Raw genomic sequence first — 25,810 nt, 5'->3', positions numbered from 1 at the left:
ACTACGGTAGCGGACCGCGAGCCCGATGTATTCCGCCGATCCGGCATCTTTTCCTGCGGCCATGTCGGTGCTGTCATGGCGGTGCCGCCAGGGCGGCAGCGCGAGACCGCCGCCCCGAGCGGGGCGGCGGTCTCGTGTTCGGTCGAACGGGTCGCTGGGTCAGGCGGCGTCGGGAGCGGCCACCGCAGCGACCTGCCGGTCGACCCAGCGGGCTTCGAGGTGCTCGTGACCCTGGGCGTCGCGGATCGTCACCCAGTGCAGTTCGAGTCCATTGGCTACCGTGGAGTCCTTCATTGGACACCTCCTGTTCACTCTCTGTTCACCAACGATACCCGCCCCCCACCCAGGTGTCCAGGACTCGGTGGATCTCGGGCAATTCGCTCCACTCGCCTCACCCGATGGCGGCGGGTCGTGGCCACTTTGCTCCCTGGGCACCGATGCGCGCTCCGCCGCGACGCCGGTCGCGCCGGAGTGCGGCACCCTGGGCCCGACCGTCACGGTCTCACGCGGCGACGGCGTGTCCGTCCCCGCAGAGCGACCGCGCTGCCGGTCGAGTCGAGGATTCTTGCCTGAAATCGGGCAAGAACTTGCCTGTCGTCGTACGTCGGCGGCACGCTGGTGGGCATGGCACCCGATCCGGCACTCGTTCGTCACATCGCCACGAGCACCGGGCTGAGTGCCGCGGAGGCGACCCGGGTGATCGAGGACGTGGTGGCCTTCCACGCCGAGCCGGTGGAGAGCTACGTCCGGCGGCGGCATGCGCAGCTGAAGACCTACGGTGCGAAGAACGAGCAGATCTTCACGCGGCTTGCCGACGAGCTCGCGCACCGGGTGGTGGCGGCGCCACGGCTCAGTGAGCGACAGCTGCGCCGGCTGGTGTACGGATGAGATGAGGGAGATCGCATGTGCGGAATCGTGGGATACGTCGGCACGCAGCAGGCCGCGCCGCTGCTGATCGAGGGCCTGGGGCGGCTGGAGCACCGCGGCTACGACTCCGCCGGGGTGGCGGTGCTCGGCACTCGGATGCAGGTGGTCAAGAAGGCCGGGCGGGTCCAGGATCTGGTCGAGGCGCTGCCCAAGCGGATCAGCGGACGCCTCGGCGTCGGGCACACCCGGTGGGCCACCCACGGTCCGGCGAGTGACGTCAACGCCCACCCGCACACCGATGCGGCCGGCACGGTGGCGGTGGTGCACAACGGCATCATCGACAACGCGGCGGCGCTGCGCCAGCGGCTGGTGGCCGCCGAGGTGGAGCTGGTCAGCGACACCGACACCGAGGTGATCGCCCACCTGGTCGCCGCCTCGGCTGCCGACACCCTGGAGGGGAAGATCGTCGACGCGCTGACCCAGGTCGAGGGGACCTACGGCCTGGCCGTGGTGCACGCCGACTTCCCCGACCGCATCGTGGCGGCACGCAACGGCTCCCCGCTGCTGATCGGCGTCGGGGAGAAGGAGATGTACCTGGCCTCCGACCTGGCCGCGCTGGTGCGCCACACCACGACCGTGGCGCACCTCGACGACGGGGAGCTCGCCACCATCACCGCGACCGGATTCACCACGTTCCGCCAGGACCTGACCCGGACCGCCACCGCGGCCGCGGCGGTCGAGATCGACCCCAGCGCCTATGAGTACGGTGGCGAGGAGGCGGGCGAGGGTCCGCGGATGTACTGGGAGATCCTGGAGCAGCCGGCCTCGATCGAGCGCACCCTGCGGGGTCGGCTCGACGAGCGGTTCGGCACCGCCCACCTGGGCGGTCTCAACCTCGACCCGCGCGAGCTGCGCGCGATCAGGCGGGTCAAGATCCTCGGATGCGGCTCGGCGTACTACGTCGGCCAGATGGGCGCCGGGCTGGTCGAGGAGCTCGCCCGGGTGCCGGCGGACGCCGAGCCGGCCAGCGAGTTCCGCTACCGCAATCCGATCATCGAGCCCGACACCCTCTACGTGGCGGTCAGCCAGTCCGGGGAGACCATCGACACCCTGCTCGCCGTCGAGGAGATCAAACGCAAGGGCGGACGCGTCATCGGCCTGGTCAACGTGGTCGGCTCGGCGATCGCCCGGGCCTGCGACGGCGGCATCTACCTGCACGCCGGGCCGGAGATCGCCGTGGCCTCGACCAAGGCGCTGACCACCATGTACGTCGGCTTCGCCCTGCTCGCCCTGCAGCTCGGCCGGGTGCGTGACCTCTCGGTGGCCGACGGCAAGCGGCTGGTCGCGGCCCTGCAGGCGTTGCCGGCTCAGATCGAGGAGATCGTCAAGCGTGAGGGCGAGCTGACCGAGGTCGCCGGCACGCTCGCCGAGGCGACGAGCATGTTCTTCGTCGGTCGGGTACGCGGTTACCCGGTCGCCCGCGAGGGCGCGCAGAAGCTCAAGGAGATCACCTATCGGCATGCCGAGGCCTACCAGACCTCCGAGCTCAAGCACGGCCCGCTGGCGTTGATCTCCGAGGAGGTCCCGACGGTGGCGATCGTGCCGGACGACGAGCTCACCGAGCGCAACGTCGCCGCGCTGCACGAGATCGCCGCTCGTGGTGGTCCGCTGGTGGTGGTCACCCACCCCGAGGTCGACCTGGGCGACGTCCGGGCGGCTCGCATCGACGTACCCAAGAGCGAGGCGGAGCTCGACCCGATCCTGCTCACCATCCCGCTGCAGCTGCTCGCCTACCACGCGGCCGCCACGCTCGGGCTGGATGTCGACAAGCCCCGCAACCTGGCCAAGTCGGTGACCGTCGAATGAATCGCCGAGTCGGTCCTTAGAACACGCGAATCGGTCCAAAGAACAGGCGAGTAGGGAGTTCGGGCGCCATGCGAGTCAGCGGGATCAACCTGCACCCGGTCAAGAGCACCGCCATCCGCCCGGTCGAGCAGGCGTACGCCGGCCGGGCCGGTCTGGTCGGCGACCGGGAGTGGATGGTGGTCGACGAGGGCGGTGCGATGGTCTCCGCGCGCGAGCTGCCACGACTGTTCACCATCGTGGCCGATCCGGTCGACGAGGGGTTGTGTCTGACCGCGCCCGGGATCGCCCGGTCACTGGTGAGGCGCCCGGTCGGCGGCGAGGAGGTGTCGGTCAGCATCTTCGGCAAGGAGCCGTTCTCCGCGCGGTCGGCCGGCGCCGACGCCGATCGCTGGCTGACCGCGGCGCTGGGTCGCGGCGGGCTGCGACTGGTCTGGTGTGCCGATCCCGCCCTGCGCCGGGTCAGCCGGGCGTGGGGTGGCGCCCAGGTCGCCTTCCAGGACGCCTCGGCGGTCAGTCTCGCCTCGACGACCTCGATGGCCCGGCTCAACGCCTGGATGGAGGAGGACCTGCCGGTCCAGCGGTTCCGGGCCAACCTGATCGTCGACGGCGTCGAGGAGGCGTTCGCCGAGGACGGCTGGTCCCGGCTGCGCATCGGGGAGGCGGTGCTGCGGGCCGAGGGGCCGATCAGCCGCTGTGTGATGACGACCATCGACCCCACCACGCTCGAGCGCGGCAAGGACCCGATCCGTACCCTCGCCCGGCACCGCCGGTGGGACGGCGCGACCTGGTTCGCGGTCCACACCATGGTCGCGCAGCAGGGCCGGATCGCGGTCGGGGACGAGATCGTGCCCGAGTGACGGGGCCCACCGCGCCGACGAATCCACGTGTGGTAGACGCAGCCACTACCGTTGACTGGTGAGCACCGAGTCTTCCCCCGCCCCCGGCCGGTCCGAGCAGGCCGACCCCACGCCCGACGAGAGCACGTCGGACGGGCCGAGCTTCGACGACCTCGACCTGGCCGCGGGCGTCCTCGACGCGATCAAGGCGCTCGGCTACGAGACGCCCTCGGCGATCCAGGCCGCCACCATCCCGCTGCTCCTCGAGGGCCGTGACGTCGTCGGCCTGGCCCAGACCGGGACCGGCAAGACGGCGGCGTTCGCGCTCCCGATCCTCTCCAACCTCGACGTCCTCACCGCCGGCGCGCCACAGGCCCTCGTGCTCGCCCCCACCCGTGAGCTGGCGCTGCAGGTGTGCGAGGCGTTCGAGAGCTACGCCGGTAAGCTGCCCGGCGTACGCATCCTGCCGGTCTACGGCGGCCAGGGCTACGGACCCCAGCTGACCGCGCTGCGCCGCGGCGTCCACGTCGTGGTCGGGACGCCGGGCCGGATCATGGACCACCTGGAGAAGGGCACCCTCGACCTGAGCCAGCTGCGCTTCCTGGTGCTCGACGAGGCCGACGAGATGCTCAACATGGGCTTCGCCGAGGACGTCGAGACGATCCTCGCCGAGACGCCTCCTGAGAAGCAGGTGGCGCTCTTCTCCGCCACCATGCCGGCCCAGATCCGGCGGCTGTCGAAGAAGTACCTGCGCGACGCCGAGGAGGTGCAGGTCAAGGGCAAGACCCAGACGGCCGCCAACATCTCCCAGCGCTACCTGATGGTCTCCTACCCGCAGAAGGTGGACGCGCTGACCCGCATCCTCGAGGTGGAGAACTTCGAGGGCATGATCGTCTTCGTCCGCACCAAGAACGAGACCGAGACGCTCGCCGAGAAGCTGCGCGCCCGGGGCTTCTCCGCCGCCGCGATCAACGGCGACGTGCCGCAGAACGTGCGGGAGCGGACGGTGAACCAGCTCAAGGACGCCTCGCTGGACATCCTGGTCGCCACCGACGTCGCGGCCCGCGGGCTCGACGTCGAGCGGATCAGCCACGTGGTCAACTACGACATCCCCACCGACACCGAGGCCTACGTGCACCGGATCGGCCGCACCGGCCGCGCCGGGCGCAGTGGCGACGCCATCTCGTTCGTCACCCCGCGGGAGCGCTACCTGCTGCGCGCCATCGAGAAGGCCACCCGGTCCACCCTGACCCAGATGCAGCTGCCGAGCGTGGACGAGGTCAACGCCACCCGGCTGAGCCGGTTCGACGACGGCATCACCGCCGCTCTCGAGGCCACCGACCGGGTCGGGTTCTTCCGCGACGTCGTACGCCACTACGTGGAGGAGTACGACGTCCCCGAGGTCGACGTCGCCGCCGCGCTGGCGGTGGTGCTGCAGGGCGACGAGCCGATGCTGCTCGACCCCGCGGCCGACCGGCCGGCGTACGCCGACCGGCGCGGTCGTGGGCGCGAGGACCGTTCCGGACGGGACGGGCGCGAGGGGCGCGACGATCGCGGCGGGCGCCGTTCGCGGCAGACCGGGCAGCCGCTGGCGACTTACAAGATCGCGGTCGGCCGCCGGCAGCGGGTCGAGCCGCGCCAGATCGTGGGTGCCATCGCCAACGAGGGTGGGCTGCGCCGGGCGGACTTCGGCAACATCTCGATCCGGCAGGACTTCTCCCTGGTCGAGCTGCCCGCCGACCTCTCCCCCGACACCATCGCCGCGCTGGAGGAGACCCGGATCTCCGGCAAGCTGATCGAGCTGCGTCTCGACGCCGGCCCACGGCACGGCGGCCCGCGCCGCGATCACCTCCAGCGGTCCGATCGCTCCCGCAAGCCGCGACGCCGCGACTGAGCCTGCCGCCGAGCAGAGCCATCTGGTCGCGCCGATCCGGCCGAGCAGAGCCAAGTGGTCGCGCCGGGCCGGGCCAGCAGAGCCAAGTGGTCGCCGGTACGGCGACCACTTGGCTCTGTTCGGCGGTTGTTGACTCGTTCGGTGATGGGGAGGGTCTGGCTCAGCCTCGGCGCCCGCGCAGGCGGAGGGAGGGGCGGCGCGGCTGTCGCGGACCCGGACGCGGGGTCCAGGGCACCGCGGGGAGCCCCAGCTGGCGCATGATGTCGTCCCCGTCGACCGCGGTCGCCGTCGCCAGGCCGGTCGCGATCGCGTTCGCGACCGAGCTGAGCGGCATCGGGAAGGCGTCGGTGTGGGCCAGGTCGCCGGCGGCGTACACCCGCGGCAGGCTGGTCCGTCCGAGCGGGTCGACGCGGATGCACCCGGAGTCCTGCAGCTCCAGCCCGAGCTGCTCGGCGAAGGGCGCCGCCTGCGCGTAGGTCGGCGCGACCATCAGGCCGGCGACCTCGACCGGGTCCCCGCCGTCCAGCTCGACGACCACGCCATCCTCGGCGGGTCGCACGCCCAGCACCGGCTCGGTGCGGACGCGGGCTCCGATCCGGTCGAGCACCGCGGCCGTCTCCGGCGCCGGCTCGGCACCGTCGGCGAGGACGGTGAGGTCGTCGGTGAGGCGGTGCATCAGCAGCGCGACCCGAGGCGTGTGCGGTCCGGTGCCCAGCAGGCCGACCGGGCGGTCGGCGTACTCGAAGCCGTGGCAGTAGGGGCAGTGCGCGGCGGTGCTGCCGAAGACCTCGGCGAGCCCCGGCGTCTCCGGCAGGGTGTCGCGCAGTCCGGTGGCCAGGATGAGCCAGTGGGCGGGCAGCTGTTCTCCGCCGGCGAGGCGGACCACGAACCCGTCCGGCGACGCGGCGACCGACTCCGCCCGCGCCTCGCGCACCGTCACCGTCTCGTACGCCGCCAGGTCCGATCGCGCCGCGGCGCGGTACTCCGCCGGACTCCAGCCGTCGTGTCCGACCAGGTTGTGCATCGCGTCGGCCGGATCGTTGCGGTAGTCGCCGGCGTCCAGCACCAACACCCGGTGGCGCATCCGGCCCAGGGTGAGCGCCGCCTGCAACCCGGCGGGGCCGCCGCCGATGATGATGGTGTCGGGGGTCTCGGGTGTCATGCGGGTCCTCCTGTGCTCGCCGGGCCACCGTCGACGATCGGGCCGGTGCTCCGATCGCCGACACGTCGAGGAGGTGACCACATGGTGGCACGAAGTCAACCGCACGCGACCGGTCGACCGGTGAGGTGGTCGATCGACCGCACCCGGGCCGGCGTCGACGGGCCACCGGCGCACGGAGGGTGCGCGGAGATCGTCGGGGTCGACTGGTAGAAACGACGCATGCGCACTTCGGGGAGCGGTGTCCGACCGACGGCATCGATCGCACTGGGCGCGATCTGCCTGGGCATGTGCGCCGGCGCGCTGGTCGCCTGCGGCGGCTCGGACGGCCCCGATCCCGATGCCGCCCTCCGCGAGCTGGCCACCGCGTTCGGGACCGGCGACTTCGACGCCGTCGACTTCTCCGACACCACCGCGACCAAGGTCTCGCAGGACTACGCCCGGATCACCGACTCGCTGGTCGACGGCCTCGGCGGAGAGAAGACCGGCATGCCGACGGTCAAGGCCGGGGCCGCCACGGTGAGCGAGGACGGCGGCCAGGCCACCGCCACCCTGACCTGGCGCTGGCCGGTCCAGGCGAAGGCGTGGAGCTACACGACGGCGGTCACGCTGGTCGAGCGCGACTCCCAGTGGCAGGTTCACTGGGAGCCGCGACTGGTCTCGGCCGCGCTGACCAACGACCACGTCCGGCTCTCGGCCTCCTCGATCACTGCCGTCCGCGGCGACATCGTCGGTGCCGGCGGCGTCGACCTGGTCACCCCGCGGGCGGTGATCAGCTACGGCATCGACAAGACCCAGGTCTCGGCGGCACGCGCCCCGGCCTCCGCCCGTGCGCTGGCGAGGCTCTTCGATCTCGACGTGTCCTCGTATGTGAAGAAGGTCAAGGCGGCCGGGTCGGAGGCGTACGTCGAGGCGATCGCCTACCGCAAGGAGGAGGCACCGGCGGCGGCCGCGCGGATCACCCGGATCAAGGGAGCCGTCGCGCTGCAGCAGACCCGCTATCTGGCACCCACCAAGGAGTTCGCCGCGCCGATCCTCGGTACCGTCGGGGAGGTCACCGCGGAGATGATCAAGAAGAACCCCGGGGTCTACCAGGTCGGTGACACCGCCGGGCTCAGCGGCCTCGAGGCGCGGTACGACGAGCGGCTGCGCGGCACCGCGGGGACCGATGTCGAACTGGTCGGCGCCAGCGGGAAGATGCTCAAGGAGCTCTTCCGGGCCGAGCCCGTCGACGGCAAGGCGCTGCGGCTGACCATGAGCGAGAAGGCCCAGAGCCTCGCCGAGAGCCTGCTCGACGACGTCAAGCCGGCCAGTGCGCTGGTGGCGATCCGACCGAGCACCGGCGCGATCATCGCCGCCGCCAACGGGCCCGGCAACGACGGCATCAACATCGCCACCTATGGTCAGGCCGCCCCCGGGTCCACCTTCAAGACGATCGACTCGCTGGCGCTGCTGCGGCAGGGGCTGACCCCGAGCTCGACGATCTCCTGCCCGTCCACCATCACCGTGGACGGCAAGGAGTTCGGCAACGACTCCTGGTATCCGTCCTCCGCGCTGGGCAAGATCCCGCTCAGCCTCGCCGTCGCCCAGTCCTGCAACACCGCGATGATCGGTCAGCGCGACCGGATCAGCCATGCGGACCTGGTCGCCGCGGCGGCTTCGTTGGGCTTCGGTGTCGACCATGACACCGGGTTCTCCTCGTACTTCGGTCAGCTGCCCAAGCCGGCCAGTCAGACCGAGCACGCCGCCGACCTGATCGGCCAGGGCAAGGTGCTCGCCTCGCCGATGGTGATGGCGACGGTGATGGCCTCGATCGAGGCCGGCAAGACGGTGGTGCCGCGACTGGTGCAGGGGGTGGCGGCGAGTGCGCCGGACTCGGCGAAGCCGCTGAGTGCCAAGGAGTCCGCCCAGCTGCGCACGATCTTCCGCCGGGTGGTCACCGAGGGGACCGGCAGCGGCCTGCTCGACGTGCCCGGCAAGCCGGTGATCGCCAAGACCGGCACCGCCGAGTTCGACCGCAACGGCACCCGACTCACCCATACCTGGATGATCGCCGCCCAGGGCGATCTGGCCGTCGCGGTCTACGTCGACGTGGGCACCACCGGCTCGGCCACGGCCGGCCCGATCGTGGAGTCGTTCCTGCGCGGGATGTGACCGTCGACAAAGGCCGGGCCCGATCAGCGTGGACGAGGCGAGCTGAGCCGAAATGGGCTAAATGGGCCAAATGGGGCGAGGCGCGGACCACGGGTCCGCGCCTCGCGCGCCTCAGGTCCGGCTCAAAGGGGGGATCGACTGGACCTGAAGCGGGTCCCTGCTCCATGGGGTGAGAAGGGACTCTGTCGCCCGCGGGTGCTCCCTCCCGACGTCGACAGGACTAGTTGACCACGCAACGGCGGCCGATGTCGACGGTTCCGCCATCTTCCCCCAGGTTGGGGATGGAAACTTGTCTCTGCGCGGGGCCGAGCGAGCCGACGATTCTCGGCGAGAGCCGACGAGGAGAGCCGCGTCGCGGCACCTGCCGACGCCACCGTGGACGTGGTTGTCTTGAGGCATGAGCGGATTGGATCTCGTCGCCGGTGAGCGACGTGGCGTGTTCATCGGTGGTCAGTGGCGCTCGGCCGAGGGCGGTGAGGAGTTCGCCGTACTCGATCCGGCCGACGGCTCGGTCCTCGCTCGGGTCGCCGACGCAGGCGTCGGCGACGCGCTGGAGGCACTCGACGCCGCGGTGGCGGTCCAGGACGAATGGGCGCGTACGCCGGCCCGCACCCGCGGTGAGGTCCTGCGCGCCGCGTTCGAGCTGATCGCGGCCCGTGCCGACGACCTCGCCGAGCTGATGAGCCTGGAGATGGGCAAGACCCTCGCCGAGGCGGCCGGCGAGGTGGCCTACGGCAACGAGTTCTTCCGGTGGTTCTCCGAGGAGGCCGTGCGCATCCATGGCCGCTGGATGAACAACCCCGCCGGCGGCACCCGGCTGCTGACCCTCCGCAAGCCGGTCGGACCGTGCCTGTTCGTCACGCCGTGGAACTTCCCGCTGGCGATGGGCACCCGCAAGATCGGGCCGGCGATCGCGGCCGGCTGCACGATGGTGGTCAAGCCGGCCGAGCAGACCCCGCTGAGCATGCTGGCGCTGGCTCAGATCCTGGCCGAGGCCGGCCTGCCGGCGGGGGTGCTCAACGTGGTGCCGACCACCCGCGCCGCGCAGGTCTCCGCCGCGCTGCAGGCGGACGACCGGCTGCGGAAGGTCTCCTTCACCGGCTCGACCGCCGTCGGCAAGCTGCTGGTCGAGCAGTCGGCCGACAACCTGCAGCGGGTCAGCATGGAGCTCGGCGGCAACGCCCCGTTCCTGGTCTTCGCCGACGCCGACCTGGATGCGGCGGTGGACGGCGCGATGGTCGCCAAGATGCGCAACATGGGCGAGGCCTGCACGGCAGCCAACCGGTTCCTGGTGCACGCCGACGTCGCCGAGGAGTTCGCCGGCAAGCTGGCCGAGCGGATGAGCTCGCTGGTGGTCGGTCGCGGCCAGGACGAGGGCACCGACGTCGGGCCGCTGATCGACGAGCAGGCGGTCGAGTCCGTCGACCAGCTCGTCACCGACGCCGTCCACGACGGTGCCCGGGTGCTGACCGGTGGAGGGGTGCCCGAGGGCCCCGGCTACTTCTACTCGCCGACCGTCCTCCTCGGGGTGCACCCGGACTCGGCGATCAACGCCGAGGAGATCTTCGGCCCGGTGGCGCCGGTGGTCACCTTCACCGACGAGGCCGAGGCGGTCCGCCGGGCGAACGCCACCGAGTACGGACTCGCCTCCTACGTCTACACCAGGGACCTGGCCCGCACCATCCGGCTGGCGGAGTCGCTGGAGTACGGCATGGTCGCGGTCAACACCGGGCTGCTGTCCAACCCGGCGGCGCCGTTCGGCGGGGTCAAGTCCAGCGGCTTCGGCCGGGAGGGCGGCTTCGAGGGCATCGAGGAGTACCTGGAGACGACGTACGTCGCCATTCCCGCCGACTACTGACGGCTACTGACGACTCGTGCCGAGCGTCGGCCCGGGTCGAGGAGCGCGTGCCGACGGTCAGGGGCCCGGCGGAGCGTCGAACGTCCACAGCAGCAGCTCGGTCGGCACCCCGGCGGTGACCTCGATCTCCGGGGTCGCCGCGGAGTCCGGCTCCGCGGTGATCTCGAAGGCGTCGCCGGCGGCCAGCGGCTCGGCCAAGGAGCTGCGGGTCAGCGCCCCGGTGGCGACGTAGAGGTGCCGTCGTGCCGCGGCCGGGAGCACGACGCCCTGGCCGGCGTCCAGCCGGGCGACCGACAGCCGAGCACCGGCGATCGGTTCCGCCACCGGCGCGAACGCGCCGGCGCCCGGGGCGACCGACCGGGCGACGTACCGCGGGGCCCGGTCGGGGTCCTCGGCGCTCAGCCACACCTGGACGAACCTGGTCTGCGGCGCCGCGGCGATCTCGGCGTGGTCCACCCCCGAGCCGGCCGACAGCACCCCGACCGAGCCGGGACGCAGGATCTGTGCCGGCCCCGAGCGATCCGTGTGCAGCAGCGCCCCGGAGAGCATCCAGGTGACGATCTCGACCCGCTCGTGATGGTGGGTCTCGAAGCCCTGGCCATCGCCGAGCAGGTGCTCGTCGTGGACCACCATCGGCCCGAATCCGACCCGCTCGGGATCGTAGTGGGCACCGAAGGAGAACGAGTGCCAGGTCATCCGACCCGGGACGCGGTCTGTGAATCTCTGCGAACCACGGCGGATTTGGACCGGCATGACCATGATTGTGCCTGTGCCCCTGCCCTCCTTCCCTCCCGGCTTCCGACTCGGCACCTCGGCTGCCGCCTATCTCATCGAGGGGGCGACCACCGCGGACGGCCGCGGGCGGTCGACCTGGGACGTCTTCGCCGAACAGCCCGGCGTGATCGCCGACGGCAGCGACGCGACCGTCGCCGCCGATCACTACCACCGGATGCCCGAGGACGTCGGGCTGATCGCCAGGCTCGGCGATCACCGCTTCGGCGTCTCCTGGGCGCGGGTGCTGCCGACCGGTCGCGGCCGGGTCAATCCCGCGGGGCTCGACTTCTACGACCGGCTGGTCGACCGACTGTTGAACGCCGGCGTCCGTCCCACCGCCACCCTCTATGCCGGCGACCTGCCCCAGGAGCTGGAGGCCGACGGCGGCTGGCTCAACCGGAGCACCGTGGACGCGTTCGCCGAGTACGCGGCGGTGGTGGCCGCACGGCTCGGCGATCGGGTCGAGGAATGGGTCCCGGTGCAGGATCCGAACGTGTCGGCCTACCTGGGCTACGGACTGGGCACCTGGGCTCCCGGCCGGCGGCTCGGCTTCGCCGCCGTCGCGGCGGTCCACCACCTGCTGCTCGCGCACGGTCGCGCCGCGATCGCGTTGCGTGCGGCCGGCGCCGCCCGGGTCGGCTGCGCCACCCAGCACCAGCCGATCTGGCCGGCCTCGGAGGATCCCGCCGACGTGGGCGCCGCCAAGCTGGTCGACGGCCTGTGGAACGGCGTACCGCTGGAGGCGATGCTGTTCGGTCGCTACCCCGACGACCTGGTCGACCTGTTCGCAGGGGTCACCGAGTCCGGTGACCTGGCCACCATCCGACAGCCGCTCGACTTCTACGGCCTCAACTACTACGCGCCGCAGCGGATCGGGGCCGCGCCCGAGGGGGCGGACCTGCCCTTCGAGCTGCGCGAGCTGCTCGGCTATCCGAGCACCGACGTCGGCTGGGCGATCGTGCCCGCCGCGTTGCGGGAGTGGTTGATCACCACACGGGCGCGACACCGAGCCGCGCTACCGCCGTTCGTCATCACCCAGTGCGGAGCGGCCTTCGACGTGCCGGTCGTCGACGGCGAGGTCGACGACCGGATCAGGATCGCCTTCCTCAGCGCGCACCTCGAGGCGGTCGCCGCCGCGATCCAGCGCGGCGTCGACATCCGCGGCTTCTACGCCTACACCCCGTTCGACTGCTGGGACTGGGAGGAGGGGATGATGGCGCGCTACGGACTGGTGCATGTCGACCGGACCACGCTGGAGCGAACCCCGAAGCGCTCCTTCGGTTGGTACGCCGACCTGGTGGCCGCGCATCGCTCGCCGGCCTGAGGTGATCTCAGGCCAGCGCGAGCCGCTCGCCGATCGCCCGGATCGCGTCCGGGTCACCGGGCTTGCCCTCGTCCCACGGCAGCCGCATGCCGTCCCGGCCGGCGTAGCGCGGGATGACGTGCAGGTGGAAGTGGAAGACCGTCTGCCAGGCCGCCGATCCGCAGCTGTTGAGCAGGTTCACCCCGTCGGCCCCGAGCACCTCCACGGCGTGCGTGGCCAGCCGCTGGCCGGTCACGGCGACGGCGGTCAGATCGGTAGGCGCGATCTCGCGCAGGTCGGCGGAGTGCGTCTTCGGGACCACCAGCAGGTGTCCCTCGGTCGCCGGAGCGATGTCCATGAACGCATAGGTGCGCTCGTCCTCGAAGACCTTCGTGCTCGGAATGGTGCCCGCGATGATCCTGCAGAAGAGGCAGTCGGTGCTGTCGGTCATACGCGCAGGCTAACGCTCGACGGCGGCTCGGGCTCGGCTCGCTACTCGACCGACGGTTGAGGGTTGGCGCTCGCTACTCGACCGGGGGGAGGGGTCTCGGCGAGCTTCGGCGACGGGGCCTCAGAATCCGGCCACCACCCGGGTGCCCTGCTCGATCGCGCGCTTGGCGTCCAGCTCGGCGGCGACCTCGGCGCCACCGATCAGGTGCCAGCCCGGTTGCTCCCGCCAGATCTCGCGCACCGAGGTCTGGCCGGCACAGATCACGATGGTGTCGACGGTGAGCTCGTGGGCCACCCCGTCGACCGCGTAGTGCAGGCGGGCGCCCGGGCGCCCGAGGTCGTCGGGTGCGTCGGTGATCCGGTCGTAGACCGCCCCGCGCACCTGGGTGACGCTCTCCTGCTTGAGCACCGCGCGATGGGCCCAGCCGGAGGTCTTGCCCAGGCCGACGCCGATCGGCGTCGGCTTGCGTTGGAGCACGGTGACCTTCCGCGCCGCGAGCGGCCGGGCGGGGGCGACCAGCCCGCCGCGGTGCGCCGCGGGGTCCCCGACGCCCCAGCGGGCCCGCCACTGCTCGAGGCTCTCCGCGGTGTGGGTGAGCCAGGTCGAGACGTCCACGCCGATGCCGCCGGCGCCGATCACCGCCACCCGCTCGCCAGGGGTGACCCGCCCGCTGAGCACCTCGGCGTAGGAGGCCACCGCCGGGTGGTCGATCCCGGGCAGGTCGGGCATCCGTGGCTCGACTCCGGTCGCGACCACGACCCGGGGGAACTCGGCGAGGTCGACCGCCTCCACCGGCGTCTTGAGTCGTACGTCGACCCCGAGGACGTCCAACCGGCGGCCGAAGTAGCGCAGCGTCTCGGCGAACTCCTCCTTGCCGGGCACCGCCATCGCCAGCCGGAACTGCCCGCCGATCTCCTCGGCGCGCTCGAACAGGGTGACCTCGAAGCCGCGCTCCGCGGCGGCGAGCGCCGCCGCGAGTCCGGCCGGCCCGGCGCCGACCACCGCCACCCGCTCGCGGCAGCCGACCGGGGTGAGCACCAGAGTCGTCTCCCGCGCGGCCCGCGGGTTCACCAGGCAGGAGGCCGGCTTGTTCGCGAAGACATGGTCCAGGCACGCCTGGTTGCAGGCGATGCAGGTGTTGATCTCGTCCGCGCGGCCGGCGGCGGTCTTGGCCACGAACGCGGGGTCGGCCAGCAGCGGCCGCGCCATCGAGACCAGGTCGGCCTGGCCGGTGGCGATGATCTCCTCGGCCAACTCGGGGGTGTTGATCCGGTTGGAGGCGCAGACCGGGACCGACACCTCCGCCTTGAGTCGAGCGGTCAGGTCCACCCAGGCGCCGCGGGGGACCTGGGTGATGATCGTCGGCACCCGCGCCTCGTGCCAGCCGATGCCGGTGTTGAGCACGCTGACGCCGGCGTCGACGAGCGCATGGGCGAGCTCGACGGTCTCCTCCCAGTCCTGTCCGTGCTCGACCAGGTCGAGCAGGGAGAGTCGGAAGATGATCGGCAGGTCCGGGCCGACCTCGGCCCGGGACCGCCGTACGATCTCGGTGGCGAAGCGCATCCGGTTCGTGGCCGACCCTCCCCAGGCGTCGGTGCGGTGGTTGGTCCGCTCGGCCAGGAACTGGTTGATCAGGTAGCCCTCCGAGCCCATGATCTCCACCGCGTCGTATCCCGCCCGGGCGGCGAGACCGACGCTGTGGGCGAAGTCGGCGACGGTCGACTCCACGGCCCGGCTGGAGAGCGCGGAGGCCCTGAACGGCGTGATCGGCGACCTGCTCGCCGAGGCGGAGACCGCGAACGGGTGGTAGCCGTAGCGCCCGGCGTGCAGCACCTGGAGGGCGATCGCGCCACCGTGCTCGTGCACCGCATCGGTCAGCGTGGTGTGCCGGCCGACCTGACGCCTGCTGGAGAGCTCGGCGGCCAGCGGCTTGAGCCAGCCGCGTTTGTTCGGCGCATAGCCCCCGGTGACGATCAGCCCGACCCCGCCCTTGGCCCGCTCGGCCAGGTAGGCGGTGAGCGCCGGCAGGTCGCGGGCGTGGTCCTCCAGGCCGGTGTGCATCGAGCCCATCACCACCCGGTTGCGCAGGGTGAGACCGCCGAGGGTGAGGGGGGACAGGAGTGCGTCGTACGCCATGGAAGCATGTTACCCATGAGTAAGAACGGCCGCATCCGAGCCGCCCGTCGGTGCCGTCGGTCACCTCTGCCGAGTGCCCGGGACCGCAGAGTGCGCCGGCCGTCGGCGTCGGTCCTACCATGGCGCTCATGCACCTTCGCCGTACCGCGGCCCTGGCCGCCGTCCCGCTGTTCGCGCTCGCGGCTCTGACCGGCTGTTCGCAGAAGACCTCGGCCTCGGATGGCTCCGATGCGTCCGCCGACGCCTCGGCGACCTCGTCCGGCTCGGCCGACGCCGCCGCCTGCACCGTCGACAAGCTGCACCTCTACGCGGCCGGCAAGCTGACCGTCGCCACCGACAGCCCGGCCTACGAGCCGTGGTTCGAGGACAACGACCCGAGCAACGGCAAGGGCTACGAGTCGGCCGTCGCCTATGCGATCGCCGAGAAGCTCGGCTTCGCCGACGGGGACGTCGACTGGGTCAAGGAGAGCTTCAACAGCTCCTACACGCCCGGGGCGAAGAAGTTCGACTTCGACATCAACCAGATCTCGATCACCGCCGATCGCGCCGAGCACGTGACCTTCAGCGACGGCTACTACACCGCGGACCAGGCCGTCATCACGCTGAAGAAGAACGCCGCCGAGGCGAGCAGCCTGGCCGGGTTGAAGACGCTCAAGCTCGGCGCCGAGACCGCCACCACCTCGCTGACCGCCATCCGCGACGACGTCCAGCCGAGCCAGGACCCGCTGGTCTTCGACACCGACGACCAGGCCAAGCAGGCCCTGCTCCATGGTCAGATCGACGGGCTGGTCACCGACCTGCCCAGCGCCGGCTACATGTCGAGCGAGATCTCGGGCAGCACCGTGGCCGGTCGGTTCGCCAACGCCGAGCCGGAGGAGTTCGGGCTGCTGTTGGAGAAGGGGAACCCGCTGGTCAGCTGCCTGAACTACGCCATCGGCGAGCTGCAGAGCGACGGCGAGCTGGCCACGCTGCAGAAGAAGTGGCTCTCGGGCATGGAAGACGTGCCGGTCCTGAAGTGAAGCCCGACCACGCCGAGGCCTGGACTCCCAGCGCCCGCCAGCTCGAGCGCGCCCGGGTGGCGCGCGGCATGCGGGTACGCCGGGCGTTGCTGGCCACCGCCGTCACGGTGGTCGTCTTCGGCGTGGTGCTGGCGGTCTTCCTGACCTCGCCGGGGTGGAGCGCCTTCCGGGAGTACTTCTTGTCGACGAAGGACTTCACCGGCTCGTTCTCCTCGGTCAGCAAGGGCTTCTGGATGAACATCCGGATCTTCCTGGTCACCGAGCCGTGCGTGCTGGTGCTGGCCTCGCTGGTGGCCATGTGCCGACAGTCGCGCTCGCCGTGGCTGGCGCCGCTGCGGATCGTGTCGGTGGTCTACACCGACCTGTTCCGCGGGGTGCCGAGCATCCTGGTGATCGTGCTGATCGGCGTCGGCGTCCCGGCGCTGGAGCTCAACGGGGTCACCACCAGCCTGTTCTGGCTGACCAGCGTGGCGCTGACGCTGTGCTACGGCGCGTACGTCGCCGAGGTGCTGCGCGCCGGCATCCTCGCGGTGCACCCGACCCAGTGGTCCTCGGCCGAGGCGCTCGGGCTCTCCCGCACCCAGGCGATGTGGCGGGTGATCTTCCCCCAGGCGATCCGGCGGGCGGTGCCACCGCTGATGAACGACCTGGTCTCGCTGCAGAAGGACACCGCGCTGATCTCGGTCGTCGGGGTCTGGGAGGCGATGCGGGCGGCCAGCGACTGGCAGGGCTACCACTTCAACGGGACGCCGCTGTTGGTCGCGGCGACGTACTTCCTCATCGTCGCCGTGCCACTGACCCGGCTGACCGACTGGCTGATGCTGCGCCAGATCCGCCGTGAGCAGGGGAGGATCTGATGACGCTGCTCGAGGTCGAGAGCCTGCGCAAGTCGTACGGCGACCGGGTCGTGCTGCACGACATCTCGCTCACCGTCGCCCCGCACGACGTGATCTGCCTGATCGGGGCGTCCGGCTCCGGCAAGTCGACGCTGCTGCGCTGCCTGAACCTGCTCGAGCCGATCGACGACGGCCGGATCGTCTTCGACGGCCGGGAGATCTCCGATCCGCGGGTCAAGCCACGCGAGGTGCGGCGGGAGATCGGGATGGTGTTCCAGTCCTACAACCTGTTCCCGCACCTGTCGGTGCTGGCCAACTGCACGATGGCGCAGGTGCGGGTCCACGGTGTCGGCAAGGGCGCGGCCCGGGAGCGTGCGCTGGAGCTGCTGGCGCGCTTCGGACTGGCCGGTCATGCGGCGGCGTACCCGGACGCGCTCTCCGGCGGCCAGCAGCAGCGCGTCGCGCTGGTGCGGGCGCTGTGCACCCGGCCGCGGCTGCTGCTGCTCGACGAGATCACCGCGGCGCTCGACCCGGAGCTGGTCGGCGAGGTGCTCGACATCGTCCGGGCGGAGGCCACCTCCGGGATGACGATGATCCTGGCCACCCACGAGATGGCGTTCGCCCGCGAGGTGGCCAGCTCGGTCTGCTTCCTCGACTCCGGACGGATCCTGGAGCAGGGCGCGCCCGAGCAGCTCTTCTCCGACCCGGCGCAGGAGCGGACCCGCCAGTTCCTCTCCCGCGTCCTCTGATCTCTTCCGCCGACCTGTCCGCACAGAGGCGGGTTGCCGCTGGTGTCGCCGCTGGGGGCGGGAGGTGAGGCCCCGGGCCGGGAAGGCATGATCGGCACATGGAGCTGGGTGGCGGCAGTGGACCGCTGAGAGGCGTCAGGGTGGTCGAACTGGCCGGCATCGGGCCGGGTCCGCACGCCTGCATGATGCTCGCCGATCTGGGCGCCGACGTGATCCGCATCGACCGGCCGCAGGGACCGCAGCTCGGCGGTGGCGCGCACGACCTGCTCGCCCGTGGTCGGCCGAGCGTCGCACTCGACCTGAAGCATCCCGCGGCGCTCGCGGTGGTGCTCGACCTGGTCGAGCGCGCCGAGGTGCTGATCGAGGGCATGCGGCCCGGCGTCGCGGAGCGTCTCGGCCTCGGCCCCGAGGCCTGTCTGACCCGCAATCCCGCGTTGGTCTACGGCCGGATGACCGGCTGGGGGCAGGACGGCCCGCTCGCCTCCGCGGCGGGTCACGATCTGACCTATCTGGCGATCAGCGGCGTGTTGCACGGGCTCGGCCAGGACCCGAGCCGGCCGCACTTCCCGGTCAACCTGCTGGGTGACTTCGGCGGCGGTGCGACCTATCTGGTGGCCGGCGTACTGGCCGCGCTGCTCGAGGCGAGGACCAGTGGCGCCGGCCAGGTCGTCGACGCGGCGATCGTGGACGGGGCGACGCACCTCTCCACGTTGCTGGTCGGTCTCAGTCGGGCCGGGATGCACTCCGAGCGGCGCGGCAGCAACGCGCTGGACGGCGGCGCGCCGTTCTACGACGTCTATGCCACCAGCGACGGTCGGCACGTCGCGGTGGCCGCCCTCGAGCCGCAGTTCTTCGCAGCGCTGGTGCGGCTGCTCGGCATCGAGGAGAGCTGTCCGGGGCAGGAGGAGCTCGGCCGGTACGACGAGATGCGCGCACTCTTCGCCGAGGTCATCGCCACCAGGACGATGGCCGAGTGGGCGGAGCTGGCCGAGGGCACCGACGCCTGCCTCGCGCCGGTGCTGACCCCGAGCGAGGCGGCGGGGCATCCGCACCTGCGGGAGCGAGAGACCTGGGTCGAGCAGGACGGTGTCGTCCAGCCGGCGCCGGCGCCGCGGTTCGGCCGCACCGCGGCCCGCCTCGGCACCCCGCCACCGGCGAGCCCGGGGCGCGACACCAGGCAGGCGCTCGAGGCGTGGGGCATCGGCGGGATCGACCTCCTGCTGGACTCCGGCGCCGCGGTGCAGTCCTGAGGATCGATCGCCCACGGTCCGCGGACGAACTGGGTATCCTCTCATGACATGAGTGCAGGTATCGATCGGTCCTCTCCGATGCCCTTCTATCACCAGCTCAAGGAGTCGTTGCGAGCGCGGATCGAGGAGGAGGGGCTCGGCCCCGGAGCGCGACTTCCCGGGGACCACGAGCTCTGCGAGACCTACGACGTCTCCCGGACGGTGGTGCGCCAGGCGCTCTCCCAGCTGGAGATGGAGGGCGTCATCGAGCGGATCAAGGGCCGCGGGACCTACGTGGCGCAGCCCAAGGTGGCCGAGGGCCTGGTGCAGTCGCTGACCGGACTGTACGAGGACGTCGCGGCCCGCGGTGGTCACCTGCGCAGCGAGGTACGCCGCCTGGAGGTCGTCCCGGCCGACGAGCATGTGGCGGGTCAGCTCGAGCTCGAGGTCGGGACGCCGGTCGTCGAGATCGAGCGGCTACGGTTCGTGGACGACGAGCCGTGGGTGCTGGCGATCACCTATGTCCCGGAGTCGGTGGCGCCTCGGCTGGTCGAGGAGGACCTGACCCATCAGTCGCTGTACGCGGTGCTGGAGCGCGACTACGGAGTCGGTCCGGCGCGTGGCCGGCGATCGGTCGAGGCGATGGTGGCGGGCCCGGAGCTGGCCAAGGACCTGGGGGTCGGTGAGAACGCGCCGATTCTGGTGCTGCGCAGCGTCAGCACCGATGCCGACGGCCGGCCGATGGAATCCTTCGTGGCCTATCACCGCGGCGACCGGAGCCGGTTCGAGGTGGAGCTCTCCCGGGTCGCCGGCGCCGACCCGCGACCGCTGATGCAGGTCACCGAGGTCTGAGGACAGCTGCGAGCTGTACGACCGGTCGGCACGGGTCACGGCAGGACCGCGACGATCTTCCCGGCCACGTGTCGCGCCCGAAGCGCGGCGTAGGAGACCGAGAGGTCCTCGAGCGTGACGGTGCGACCGAGGTGGGGGTCCAGTCTGCCCTCGGCGACCAGCGCGAGCAGCGACTCCAGCGTGCTGCCGAGCCGTCGTCGAGCCCGCTCGTCCCCGAACGGGTAGGCCGCGCCGAGCGCGATCTCGTGGACCGAGACGGCGGTGGTGAAGGAGGGCAGCGCGCTCGCGTCGGCACGACCGGCGACGCACGCGATCCCGCCGGCGTGCACGATCAGCGGCAGGTAGGAGGTCGCCGAGGCGGCGCTGACGGTGTCCAGGACGCCGTCGACCCCGCGACCGTCGGTGAGCTCGCGGACCCGTGCGCTGACGTCCTCGACCCGGTAGTCGATCACCGCCCGCGCCCCCAGCTCGCGAACCCGCGGATGGTTGACCGCCGACGCGGTGGCCAGGACGTCGGCCCCCGCCAGCGCGGCGAGCTGGACGGCGTAGCCACCCACCCCGCCGGCGCCGCCGGTGATCAGTACGGTGTCGCCGGGTCCGACCCGCAGCCGGTCGACCACCGCCTGCCAGGCCGACATGCCGGCGCACGGCAGCGCGGCCGCGGCCACCTCGGAGACGGCGTCGGGGATGCGGGCCAGGCTGGTCGCCTCGGCGATGGCGTACTCGGCCAGCCCGCCCGGCCGGCGCAGGTCGCCGTGGAAGGCCACCCGGTCGCCGGGCTCGAACCCGAGGACGCCGGGGCCGACCCGGTCGACGACCCCGGCGACGTCGAGTCCGAGCACGTGCGGCCAGGTCCACGTCGGCTCACCGTGGGCGGCGACCTGGTCGTCCACCGGGTTCAGTCCGCAGGCGGCGACCCGCACCCGGACCTGATCGCGGCCCGGCTCGGGTGTCGGCAGGTGGCCGACTCGCAGCGCACCGCCGGGCGCGTCCAACAGCGCGGCGCGCATCAGCCGACCAACCAGGCGCGCTGCTCGGCGGTGAGCTCCACGGTGGCGGCGGCGAGGGAGTCCGCGAGCTGGTCCAGCGTGCGCGGGCCGATGCTGGGCCACAACAGCGGGCATGCCAGGGACCAGGCCAGCGCGACCTGTCCGGGCTCCACACCGAGCTCGGCGGCCAGCGTCCGGCAGCGCTCCCGGCGCGCGCGGTTGGTCGCCGACTCGTACGGGTCGGCGCTCGACGAGGCGGATCCGGTGCGAGCGAAGAAGCCGCGCGCCTGCGCGGACCAGCTGAACAGCGGCAGCCGGTGCTCCTCGACGATCTCGAGCACCGCCGCGTCGGCGGGCAGCTCGCCGTGATAGCGCTCCGCCACCGGCGTCGCCAGGCTGCGGTGATAGCCGGCGATCGGCGCACTCGCGCCGGCGGAGGCGAAGTCGGTGACCAGCGCGGCCAGGCGGTCGGCACACCAGTTGGAGACGCCGACCCGGGCGGCGTACCCCTGCTCGACGAGGGCCCGCAGGCTCGCGCCGAGCTCCTCGACCTCGCGAGCGGGATCGTCGCAGTGGAAGAGCACGACCTCCGGCGGCTCGCCGAGTACGTCGACGGTCTCGCCCGCCTGGGCCAGGACCGTCGCCCGGGTCAGGGCGACGTCCCGGCCACCCATGTCGTGGCCGATCTTGGTCACCACCCCGAGCGTCCCGGGGTTGCGCCGCAGCCACTCGCCGACCACCTGCTTGCCCCGTCCTCGGGCGTAGGAGTAGGCGGTCTCCACCAGCCGGCCGCCGGCGGCGGCGAACCGGTCGAGCTTGGCGAAGGAGTCCTCGGCGGGCTCGGTGCCGAACGCGCCGCCGAGGACGAACCGGCCGGTGCCGGCGGCGGGCGCGCCGAGGGCGATCAGGTCGTCGCCCCTCACGCCGGCTCCGATCCAGCCGGTTCCGATCCAGGCTCCGATCCAGCCTGCGCCGGGTCGAGTCGCTCCGGCCTGGCCGGGGCGAACCCGGCCACGTCCGGGAACGGCTCGCCGAGGTCGTCGCGGATCGGCACCTGGAAGGCGTTGAGCGCCCACGAGCTGATGGTGAAGCTGCCCACGCACCCGACGATGTCGAGCAGCGCCGGCTCTCCGAAGAGCGCCAGCGCCTCGGCGTAGGTCCGCTCGCTGACGAAGTGCTCCTCGACCAGCTCGCGGGCGAAGGCGAAGAAGACCCGCTCGTCCTCCGCGATGAACCCCGGCTCCTGCCGACGAGCCAGCCGGTCCATGCACTCCCGCGGCAGGCCGAGCTCGATGGCCTCCTCGATGTGCGCGTTCCAGCACGAGGCGGAGTCGTGGTAGCGCGCCGCCACCATCATCGACAGGATCCGCAGCTTGCGAGGGAAGCGGGCCCGATCACGGCAGTAGGCACCCAGGTCCTCGATCAGCTGGCCGATGCCGAGGTTGTGCGCCCACATCAGGAACGGTGGGGGCGGATCGGCCTGCGGACCGAGGATCCTGTCCCGGAGTGCCGCCGCGTCGTCGTCGAGCTCGGTGATCGGAGAGAGTCGCATGCATTCCTCACTGGCAGGGTCACGGCCGCCGGGCCCCATCGCCCGCGGGCGGCCGCCTCGGGTGCCGGCGTGGCTCGGCTGGGCTACGAGGCTAGCCAGGTCACGCCCTGATGTCACCCTGTCATTACATGAAGCTCAGATTGCGGATCCGGGCGGCAAAGTGTCTGGGACAGACTTCCCAGGTAACTCTACCGGCGAGTAGTTTGTCGCCATGGGCGCAGAGATCGAGCAGGTCGACGTACTCGTCGTCGGGGCCGGACTGTCCGGGATCGGGGCGGCCGCGCAGGTGCGCGAGCGGCTGCCCGGACTCAGCGTGGTGGTGCTGGAGGCGCGTGCGGCCAGCGGCGGGACCTGGGACCTGTTCCGCTATCCGGGCATCCGCTCGGACTCGGACATGTTCACCTTCGGCTACCGGTGGCGGCCGTGGCCCGGCGAGGTCGCGTTGGCCGACGGACAGATGATCCTCGACTACCTGCGCACCGTCGCGGAGGAGTACGACGTCGACCGGCTGATCCGCTACCGGCACCGGGTCACCGCGGCGGCCTGGGACAGCACCGAGAAGCGCTGGTGCCTGACCGTCACCACCCCCGAGGGCGAGCGCCGTCTGGCCGCCAGATTCTTGTGGAACTGCAGCGGGTACTACGACTACGAGCAGGGCCACCAGCCCACCTGGGACGGGATGGCGGACTTCGAGGGGACCCTCGTCCACCCTCAGCACTGGCCCGAGGAGCTCGACTACGCCGACAAGTCGGTGGTGGTGATCGGCTCGGGGGCGACGGCCGTGACCCTCGTCCCCGCGATGGCGTCCGGTGACGGGCGCGCGGCGCAGGTGGTGATGCTGCAGCGCAGCCCCAGCTACATCCTGTCCCGGCCGGGCCGTGACCCGCTGGCTCGGCTGCTGTCCGGGACCCTGGGCCGGCTGCCGAAGGCCGGTCCGCTGGGCAGGCTCGCCGGCGGAGCGATCTTCGAGTCGACCCGCTGGGCCAACATCATGCTCACCATCGGCTCCTACCAGCTGGCGCGGAAGTCCCCGGGCGTGGTGCGCAGGATGGTCCGCGACTCCACGCGGAAGCTGCTCACCAGGCGTGGCGAGGGTCCGGGCTTCGGTGCCGAGGAAGCCGAGGCGTTGGTGAGCGAGCACTTCACGCCGTCGTACGACCCGTGGGACCAGCGGCTCTGCTTCGTCCCGGACGGTGACCTGTTCGCCGCGATGCGAGAGGGCCGAGCCAGCGTGGTCACCGATCGGATCAAGACCTTCACCGCCAAGGGGATCGAGCTGGAGTCCGGCAGGACGCTCGAGGCGGACATCGTGGTCTCCGCGACCGGGCTGCGGATCAAGCTCTTCGGCGGCATCGAGCTCTCCGTGGACGGCGAGTCGGTGCGACTGCCGGAGACGATGTCGTACAAGGCGCTGATGCTCAGCGGCGTCCCCAACTTCGCCTACACCATCGGCTACACGAACGCCTCCTGGACGCTCAAGGCGGATCTGGTCAGCGACTACGTCTGCCGCCTGCTCGCCCACATGGACTCCCGCGGCTATCGCGAGGCCCGGGTCGAGCGCGACCCGGCGGTGGGTGAGCGGCCGTTCATGGATCTCGCCTCCGGCTACATCCAGCGTGCCCTCGACCTGATGCCCGCCCAGGGCGACCGGGCCCCGTGGCGACTGAAGCAGAACTACCTCACCGATCTGCGGGTGATGGGCAGGCCGGTGGACGACGGCGTGCTGCGGTTCTCCTGATCCGGGACGCGAGGAATCGTCGGGTCCCTCATCGGTCGGGTAGGCTCGCCGTGCGCGGCCCGGCCTGTCTTGCCCCGGTCTGCGCGCCTCGGCCCCGCAGTGGTCGCCGAGCCGGCCCGACGGGCGAATTCGAGACCAACGGCGGGACGACCCTGCTGAACGGCTCTACGTGTCCTTCGTTGACCTCGGCGTGCCCGCCGACCTTGCCCAGATCCTGTCCGACCGAGGGATCACCACCCCTACTCCGATCCAGTCCGCCACGCTGCCGGACAGCCTCGCCGGCCGCGACGTGCTCGGCCGCGGCCGAACCGGCTCCGGCAAGACCTATGCGTTCCTGCTTCCGCTCGTCGCCCGGCTGTCCGGGTCCGGTCGCCGGGCCGCGGCGCGCCGTCCGCGCGCGCTCGTGCTCGCCCCGACCCGCGAGCTGGTCGGCCAGATCAAGGAGGCGCTCGACCCGCTCGCCCGGGCCGCGGGGCTCCGGATCCAGACCGTCTTCGGCGGCGTCGGCCAGGGCCCGCAGGTCGCCGGTCTGGCGAAGGGCTGCGACATCGTGCTGGCCTGCCCGGGCCGGCTCGAGGACCTGATCGGACAGGGCCACTGCGACCTCTCCGCGGTGGAGATCACCGTCCTGGACGAGGCCGACCACATGGCCGATCTCGGCTTCCTGCCCGCCGTACGCCGCCTGCTGGACCGTACGCCGCGGGCGGGTCAGCGACTGCTCTTCAGCGCGACCCTCGACAACGGCATCGGTGTGCTGGTCCGCAACTACCTGACCAAGCCGGTGACGCACGAGGCCGACAGCGCCCAGTCCCCGGTGGCGACGATGGCGCACCACGTCTTCCAGATCCCGCGGGAGCTGCGACTGCCGGTGCTCTGCGACCTGGTCGCCGCGCCCGGCCGGACGGTCGTCTTCACCCGCACCAAGCACGGTGCCAAGGGGCTCACCCGCCAGCTCAACCGGAACGGGATCCCGACCGTCGAACTGCACGGCAACCTCTCCCAGAACGCCCGGACCCGCAACCTCGAGGCGTTCCACTCCGGCCGCGCGACCACGCTGGTCGCCACCGACATCGCGGCCCGCGGCATCCACGTCGACGACGTGACCCTGGTGGTGCACGCCGACCCGCCGGTGGAGCACAAGGCCTACCTGCACCGCTCCGGTCGCACCGCTCGCGCGGGTGCCTCGGGGGCGGTCGTCACGCTGATGACCGCCGACCAGGCGGGTGACGTCCGGGCGCTCACCCGGGCCGCCGGGATCAAGCCGCAGGTGGACCGGGTCGACTCCACCGCCCACCCGGTACTGGCCGAGGTCGCCCCGGGTGTGCGGTCCGCTCCGGGCGGCTACGCATCCGAGGTGCCGGCCTCCGGTCGGGGCGGGGGCACCTCGGCGCGACGTGCGTCGACGGGACGTGACGCCGGGCGGCCGCAGGGCCAGCCGAGCGACGGCGGTCGGCGGCGTCGGCGTGGCGGCTCCGGTCGTACGGCGGCCGGCGGCTCGGCCACCACCCGCCGCGCCGAGAGCGCGTCCGGCGACACCCGGCGTGGCGG

General features: G+C 71.9%; 22 protein-coding genes. 14 read left to right on the top strand and 8 right to left on the bottom strand.

Going from position 1 to position 25,810, the window contains the following annotated elements:
• Positions 1-159 precede the first annotated feature (159 nt).
• Positions 160-294: a hypothetical protein gene (locus tag QM638_RS16640; protein ID WP_415143656.1), complete on the bottom strand. Its 135-nt coding sequence runs from the start codon at positions 292-294 to the stop codon at positions 160-162.
• A 330-nt stretch (positions 295-624) separates the two neighbouring features.
• Here QM638_RS16640 and QM638_RS16635 point away from each other — a divergent pair, with 330 nt between their 5' ends.
• The 4 genes from QM638_RS16635 to QM638_RS16620 all read left to right on the top strand — a co-directional run bounded on the left by QM638_RS16635 (position 625) and on the right by QM638_RS16620 (position 5,463).
• On the top strand, positions 625-888 hold the full coding sequence (locus QM638_RS16635) for a hypothetical protein (RefSeq protein WP_415143654.1): 264 nt from the start codon (positions 625-627) through the stop codon (positions 886-888).
• A gap of 15 nt (positions 889-903) precedes the next feature.
• Complete coding sequence (gene glmS, locus QM638_RS16630) at positions 904-2,733, top strand: glutamine--fructose-6-phosphate transaminase (isomerizing) (RefSeq protein WP_415143652.1); 1,830 nt, start codon at positions 904-906, stop codon at positions 2,731-2,733.
• 68 nt (positions 2,734-2,801) lie between these two features.
• Positions 2,802-3,590 (top strand): MOSC domain-containing protein, encoded by a 789-nt coding sequence (locus tag QM638_RS16625; RefSeq protein ID WP_415143650.1) that lies wholly within the window; start codon positions 2,802-2,804, stop codon positions 3,588-3,590.
• 58 nt (positions 3,591-3,648) lie between these two features.
• The gene (locus QM638_RS16620) at positions 3,649-5,463 is read left to right on the top strand and encodes a DEAD/DEAH box helicase (RefSeq protein WP_415143648.1); all 1,815 of its coding nucleotides are present in this window, start codon (positions 3,649-3,651) and stop codon (positions 5,461-5,463) included.
• A gap of 160 nt (positions 5,464-5,623) precedes the next feature.
• On the opposite strand, the gene QM638_RS16615 is transcribed toward QM638_RS16620, so the two are convergent.
• Complete coding sequence (locus QM638_RS16615; protein WP_415143646.1) at positions 5,624-6,625, bottom strand: NAD(P)/FAD-dependent oxidoreductase; 1,002 nt, start codon at positions 6,623-6,625, stop codon at positions 5,624-5,626.
• A 219-nt stretch (positions 6,626-6,844) separates the two neighbouring features.
• On the opposite strand from QM638_RS16615, the gene QM638_RS16610 reads away from it, so the two are divergent.
• Both QM638_RS16610 and QM638_RS16605 read left to right on the top strand, forming a co-directional pair.
• Entirely contained in the window at positions 6,845-8,776 is a 1,932-nt protein-coding gene (locus QM638_RS16610) for a penicillin-binding transpeptidase domain-containing protein (protein WP_415143644.1), read from the top strand.
• 397 nt (positions 8,777-9,173) lie between these two features.
• Positions 9,174-10,634 (top strand): NAD-dependent succinate-semialdehyde dehydrogenase, encoded by a 1,461-nt coding sequence (locus QM638_RS16605; protein WP_415143642.1) that lies wholly within the window; start codon positions 9,174-9,176, stop codon positions 10,632-10,634.
• Positions 10,635-10,691: 57 nt separating this feature from the next.
• On the opposite strand, the gene QM638_RS16600 is transcribed toward QM638_RS16605, so the two are convergent.
• Positions 10,692-11,330: a pirin family protein gene (locus QM638_RS16600; RefSeq protein WP_415143640.1), complete on the bottom strand. Its 639-nt coding sequence runs from the start codon at positions 11,328-11,330 to the stop codon at positions 10,692-10,694.
• A 73-nt stretch (positions 11,331-11,403) separates the two neighbouring features.
• Here QM638_RS16600 and QM638_RS16595 point away from each other — a divergent pair, with 73 nt between their 5' ends.
• A complete protein-coding gene (locus QM638_RS16595; RefSeq protein WP_415143638.1) occupies positions 11,404-12,732 on the top strand; it encodes a glycoside hydrolase family 1 protein in 1,329 nt (442 codons plus the stop codon).
• Positions 12,733-12,739: 7 nt separating this feature from the next.
• On the opposite strand, the gene QM638_RS16590 is transcribed toward QM638_RS16595, so the two are convergent.
• On the bottom strand, positions 12,740-13,162 hold the full coding sequence (locus QM638_RS16590) for an HIT family protein (RefSeq protein WP_415143636.1): 423 nt from the start codon (positions 13,160-13,162) through the stop codon (positions 12,740-12,742).
• Between the two features lie 120 nt (positions 13,163-13,282).
• Positions 13,283-15,298 (bottom strand): FAD-dependent oxidoreductase, encoded by a 2,016-nt coding sequence (locus QM638_RS16585; RefSeq protein WP_415143634.1) that lies wholly within the window; start codon positions 15,296-15,298, stop codon positions 13,283-13,285.
• Between the two features lie 128 nt (positions 15,299-15,426).
• On the opposite strand from QM638_RS16585, the gene QM638_RS16580 reads away from it, so the two are divergent.
• From QM638_RS16580 to QM638_RS16560, 5 genes are all read left to right on the top strand, one after another.
• Positions 15,427-16,317, top strand: coding sequence for an ABC transporter substrate-binding protein (locus QM638_RS16580; protein WP_415143632.1), 891 nt, complete (start codon positions 15,427-15,429; stop codon positions 16,315-16,317).
• Positions 16,314-17,174 carry an amino acid ABC transporter permease gene (locus tag QM638_RS16575; RefSeq protein ID WP_415143630.1) on the top strand — a complete coding sequence of 287 codons (861 nt, stop codon included), beginning with the start codon at positions 16,314-16,316 and terminating at the stop codon, positions 17,172-17,174. Before QM638_RS16580 ends, QM638_RS16575 begins: the two co-directional genes overlap by 4 nt.
• Complete coding sequence (locus tag QM638_RS16570; protein ID WP_415143628.1) at positions 17,174-17,902, top strand: amino acid ABC transporter ATP-binding protein; 729 nt, start codon at positions 17,174-17,176, stop codon at positions 17,900-17,902. The genes QM638_RS16575 and QM638_RS16570 overlap by 1 nt, the downstream gene beginning before the upstream one ends.
• A 98-nt stretch (positions 17,903-18,000) precedes the next feature.
• Complete coding sequence (locus tag QM638_RS16565) at positions 18,001-19,152, top strand: CaiB/BaiF CoA transferase family protein (RefSeq protein ID WP_415143626.1); 1,152 nt, start codon at positions 18,001-18,003, stop codon at positions 19,150-19,152.
• Positions 19,153-19,200: 48 nt separating this feature from the next.
• Positions 19,201-19,983, top strand: coding sequence for a GntR family transcriptional regulator (locus QM638_RS16560; protein WP_415143624.1), 783 nt, complete (start codon positions 19,201-19,203; stop codon positions 19,981-19,983).
• 35 nt (positions 19,984-20,018) lie between these two features.
• On the opposite strand, the gene QM638_RS16555 is transcribed toward QM638_RS16560, so the two are convergent.
• Genes QM638_RS16555 through QM638_RS16545 form a run of 3 tightly spaced genes read right to left on the bottom strand, consistent with a single transcriptional unit; the run spans position 20,019 to position 22,524 of the window.
• Positions 20,019-20,993 (bottom strand): zinc-binding dehydrogenase, encoded by a 975-nt coding sequence (locus QM638_RS16555; RefSeq protein ID WP_415143623.1) that lies wholly within the window; start codon positions 20,991-20,993, stop codon positions 20,019-20,021.
• Complete coding sequence (locus QM638_RS16550; RefSeq protein WP_415143621.1) at positions 20,993-21,895, bottom strand: aldo/keto reductase; 903 nt, start codon at positions 21,893-21,895, stop codon at positions 20,993-20,995. Before QM638_RS16550 ends, QM638_RS16555 begins: the two co-directional genes overlap by 1 nt.
• A complete protein-coding gene (locus tag QM638_RS16545) occupies positions 21,892-22,524 on the bottom strand; it encodes a carboxymuconolactone decarboxylase family protein (protein ID WP_415143619.1) in 633 nt (210 codons plus the stop codon). The genes QM638_RS16550 and QM638_RS16545 overlap by 4 nt, the downstream gene beginning before the upstream one ends.
• 211 nt (positions 22,525-22,735) lie before the next feature.
• Here QM638_RS16545 and QM638_RS16540 point away from each other — a divergent pair, with 211 nt between their 5' ends.
• Both QM638_RS16540 and QM638_RS16535 read left to right on the top strand, forming a co-directional pair.
• Positions 22,736-24,262 carry a flavin-containing monooxygenase gene (locus QM638_RS16540; protein ID WP_415143617.1) on the top strand — a complete coding sequence of 509 codons (1,527 nt, stop codon included), beginning with the start codon at positions 22,736-22,738 and terminating at the stop codon, positions 24,260-24,262.
• Positions 24,263-24,431: 169 nt separating this feature from the next.
• Positions 24,432-25,810: DEAD/DEAH box helicase (locus QM638_RS16535; protein WP_415143615.1), on the top strand; the 1,379-nt coding region annotated here is incomplete at its 3' end.

This window comes from Nocardioides sp., assembly GCF_047606145.1.
Lineage (GTDB): Bacteria > Actinomycetota > Actinomycetes > Propionibacteriales > Nocardioidaceae > Nocardioides.
This window is presented reverse-complemented; position numbering and strand designations above follow the sequence as displayed.

Excerpts from the sequence above, each read along its gene's own strand:
- QM638_RS16640 (WP_415143656.1), bottom strand. The coding sequence starts at position 294 with ATGAAGGACTCCACGGTAGCCAATGGACTCGAACTGCACTGGGTGACG.
- QM638_RS16635 (WP_415143654.1), top strand. The coding sequence starts at position 625 with ATGGCACCCGATCCGGCACTCGTTCGTCACATCGCCACGAGCACCGGG.
- glmS (WP_415143652.1), top strand. The coding sequence starts at position 904 with ATGTGCGGAATCGTGGGATACGTCGGCACGCAGCAGGCCGCGCCGCTG.
- QM638_RS16625 (WP_415143650.1), top strand. The coding sequence starts at position 2,802 with ATGCGAGTCAGCGGGATCAACCTGCACCCGGTCAAGAGCACCGCCATC.
- QM638_RS16615 (WP_415143646.1), bottom strand. The coding sequence starts at position 6,625 with ATGACACCCGAGACCCCCGACACCATCATCATCGGCGGCGGCCCCGCC.
- QM638_RS16610 (WP_415143644.1), top strand. The coding sequence starts at position 6,845 with ATGCGCACTTCGGGGAGCGGTGTCCGACCGACGGCATCGATCGCACTG.
- QM638_RS16605 (WP_415143642.1), top strand. The coding sequence starts at position 9,174 with ATGAGCGGATTGGATCTCGTCGCCGGTGAGCGACGTGGCGTGTTCATC.
- QM638_RS16600 (WP_415143640.1), bottom strand. The coding sequence starts at position 11,330 with ATGACCTGGCACTCGTTCTCCTTCGGTGCCCACTACGATCCCGAGCGG.
- QM638_RS16590 (WP_415143636.1), bottom strand. The coding sequence starts at position 13,162 with ATGACCGACAGCACCGACTGCCTCTTCTGCAGGATCATCGCGGGCACC.
- QM638_RS16585 (WP_415143634.1), bottom strand. The coding sequence starts at position 15,298 with ATGGCGTACGACGCACTCCTGTCCCCCCTCACCCTCGGCGGTCTCACC.
- QM638_RS16580 (WP_415143632.1), top strand. The coding sequence starts at position 15,427 with ATGCACCTTCGCCGTACCGCGGCCCTGGCCGCCGTCCCGCTGTTCGCG.
- QM638_RS16570 (WP_415143628.1), top strand. The coding sequence starts at position 17,174 with ATGACGCTGCTCGAGGTCGAGAGCCTGCGCAAGTCGTACGGCGACCGG.
- QM638_RS16565 (WP_415143626.1), top strand. The coding sequence starts at position 18,001 with ATGGAGCTGGGTGGCGGCAGTGGACCGCTGAGAGGCGTCAGGGTGGTC.
- QM638_RS16560 (WP_415143624.1), top strand. The coding sequence starts at position 19,201 with ATGAGTGCAGGTATCGATCGGTCCTCTCCGATGCCCTTCTATCACCAG.
- QM638_RS16555 (WP_415143623.1), bottom strand. The coding sequence starts at position 20,993 with ATGCGCGCCGCGCTGTTGGACGCGCCCGGCGGTGCGCTGCGAGTCGGC.
- QM638_RS16545 (WP_415143619.1), bottom strand. The coding sequence starts at position 22,524 with ATGCGACTCTCTCCGATCACCGAGCTCGACGACGACGCGGCGGCACTC.
- QM638_RS16540 (WP_415143617.1), top strand. The coding sequence starts at position 22,736 with ATGGGCGCAGAGATCGAGCAGGTCGACGTACTCGTCGTCGGGGCCGGA.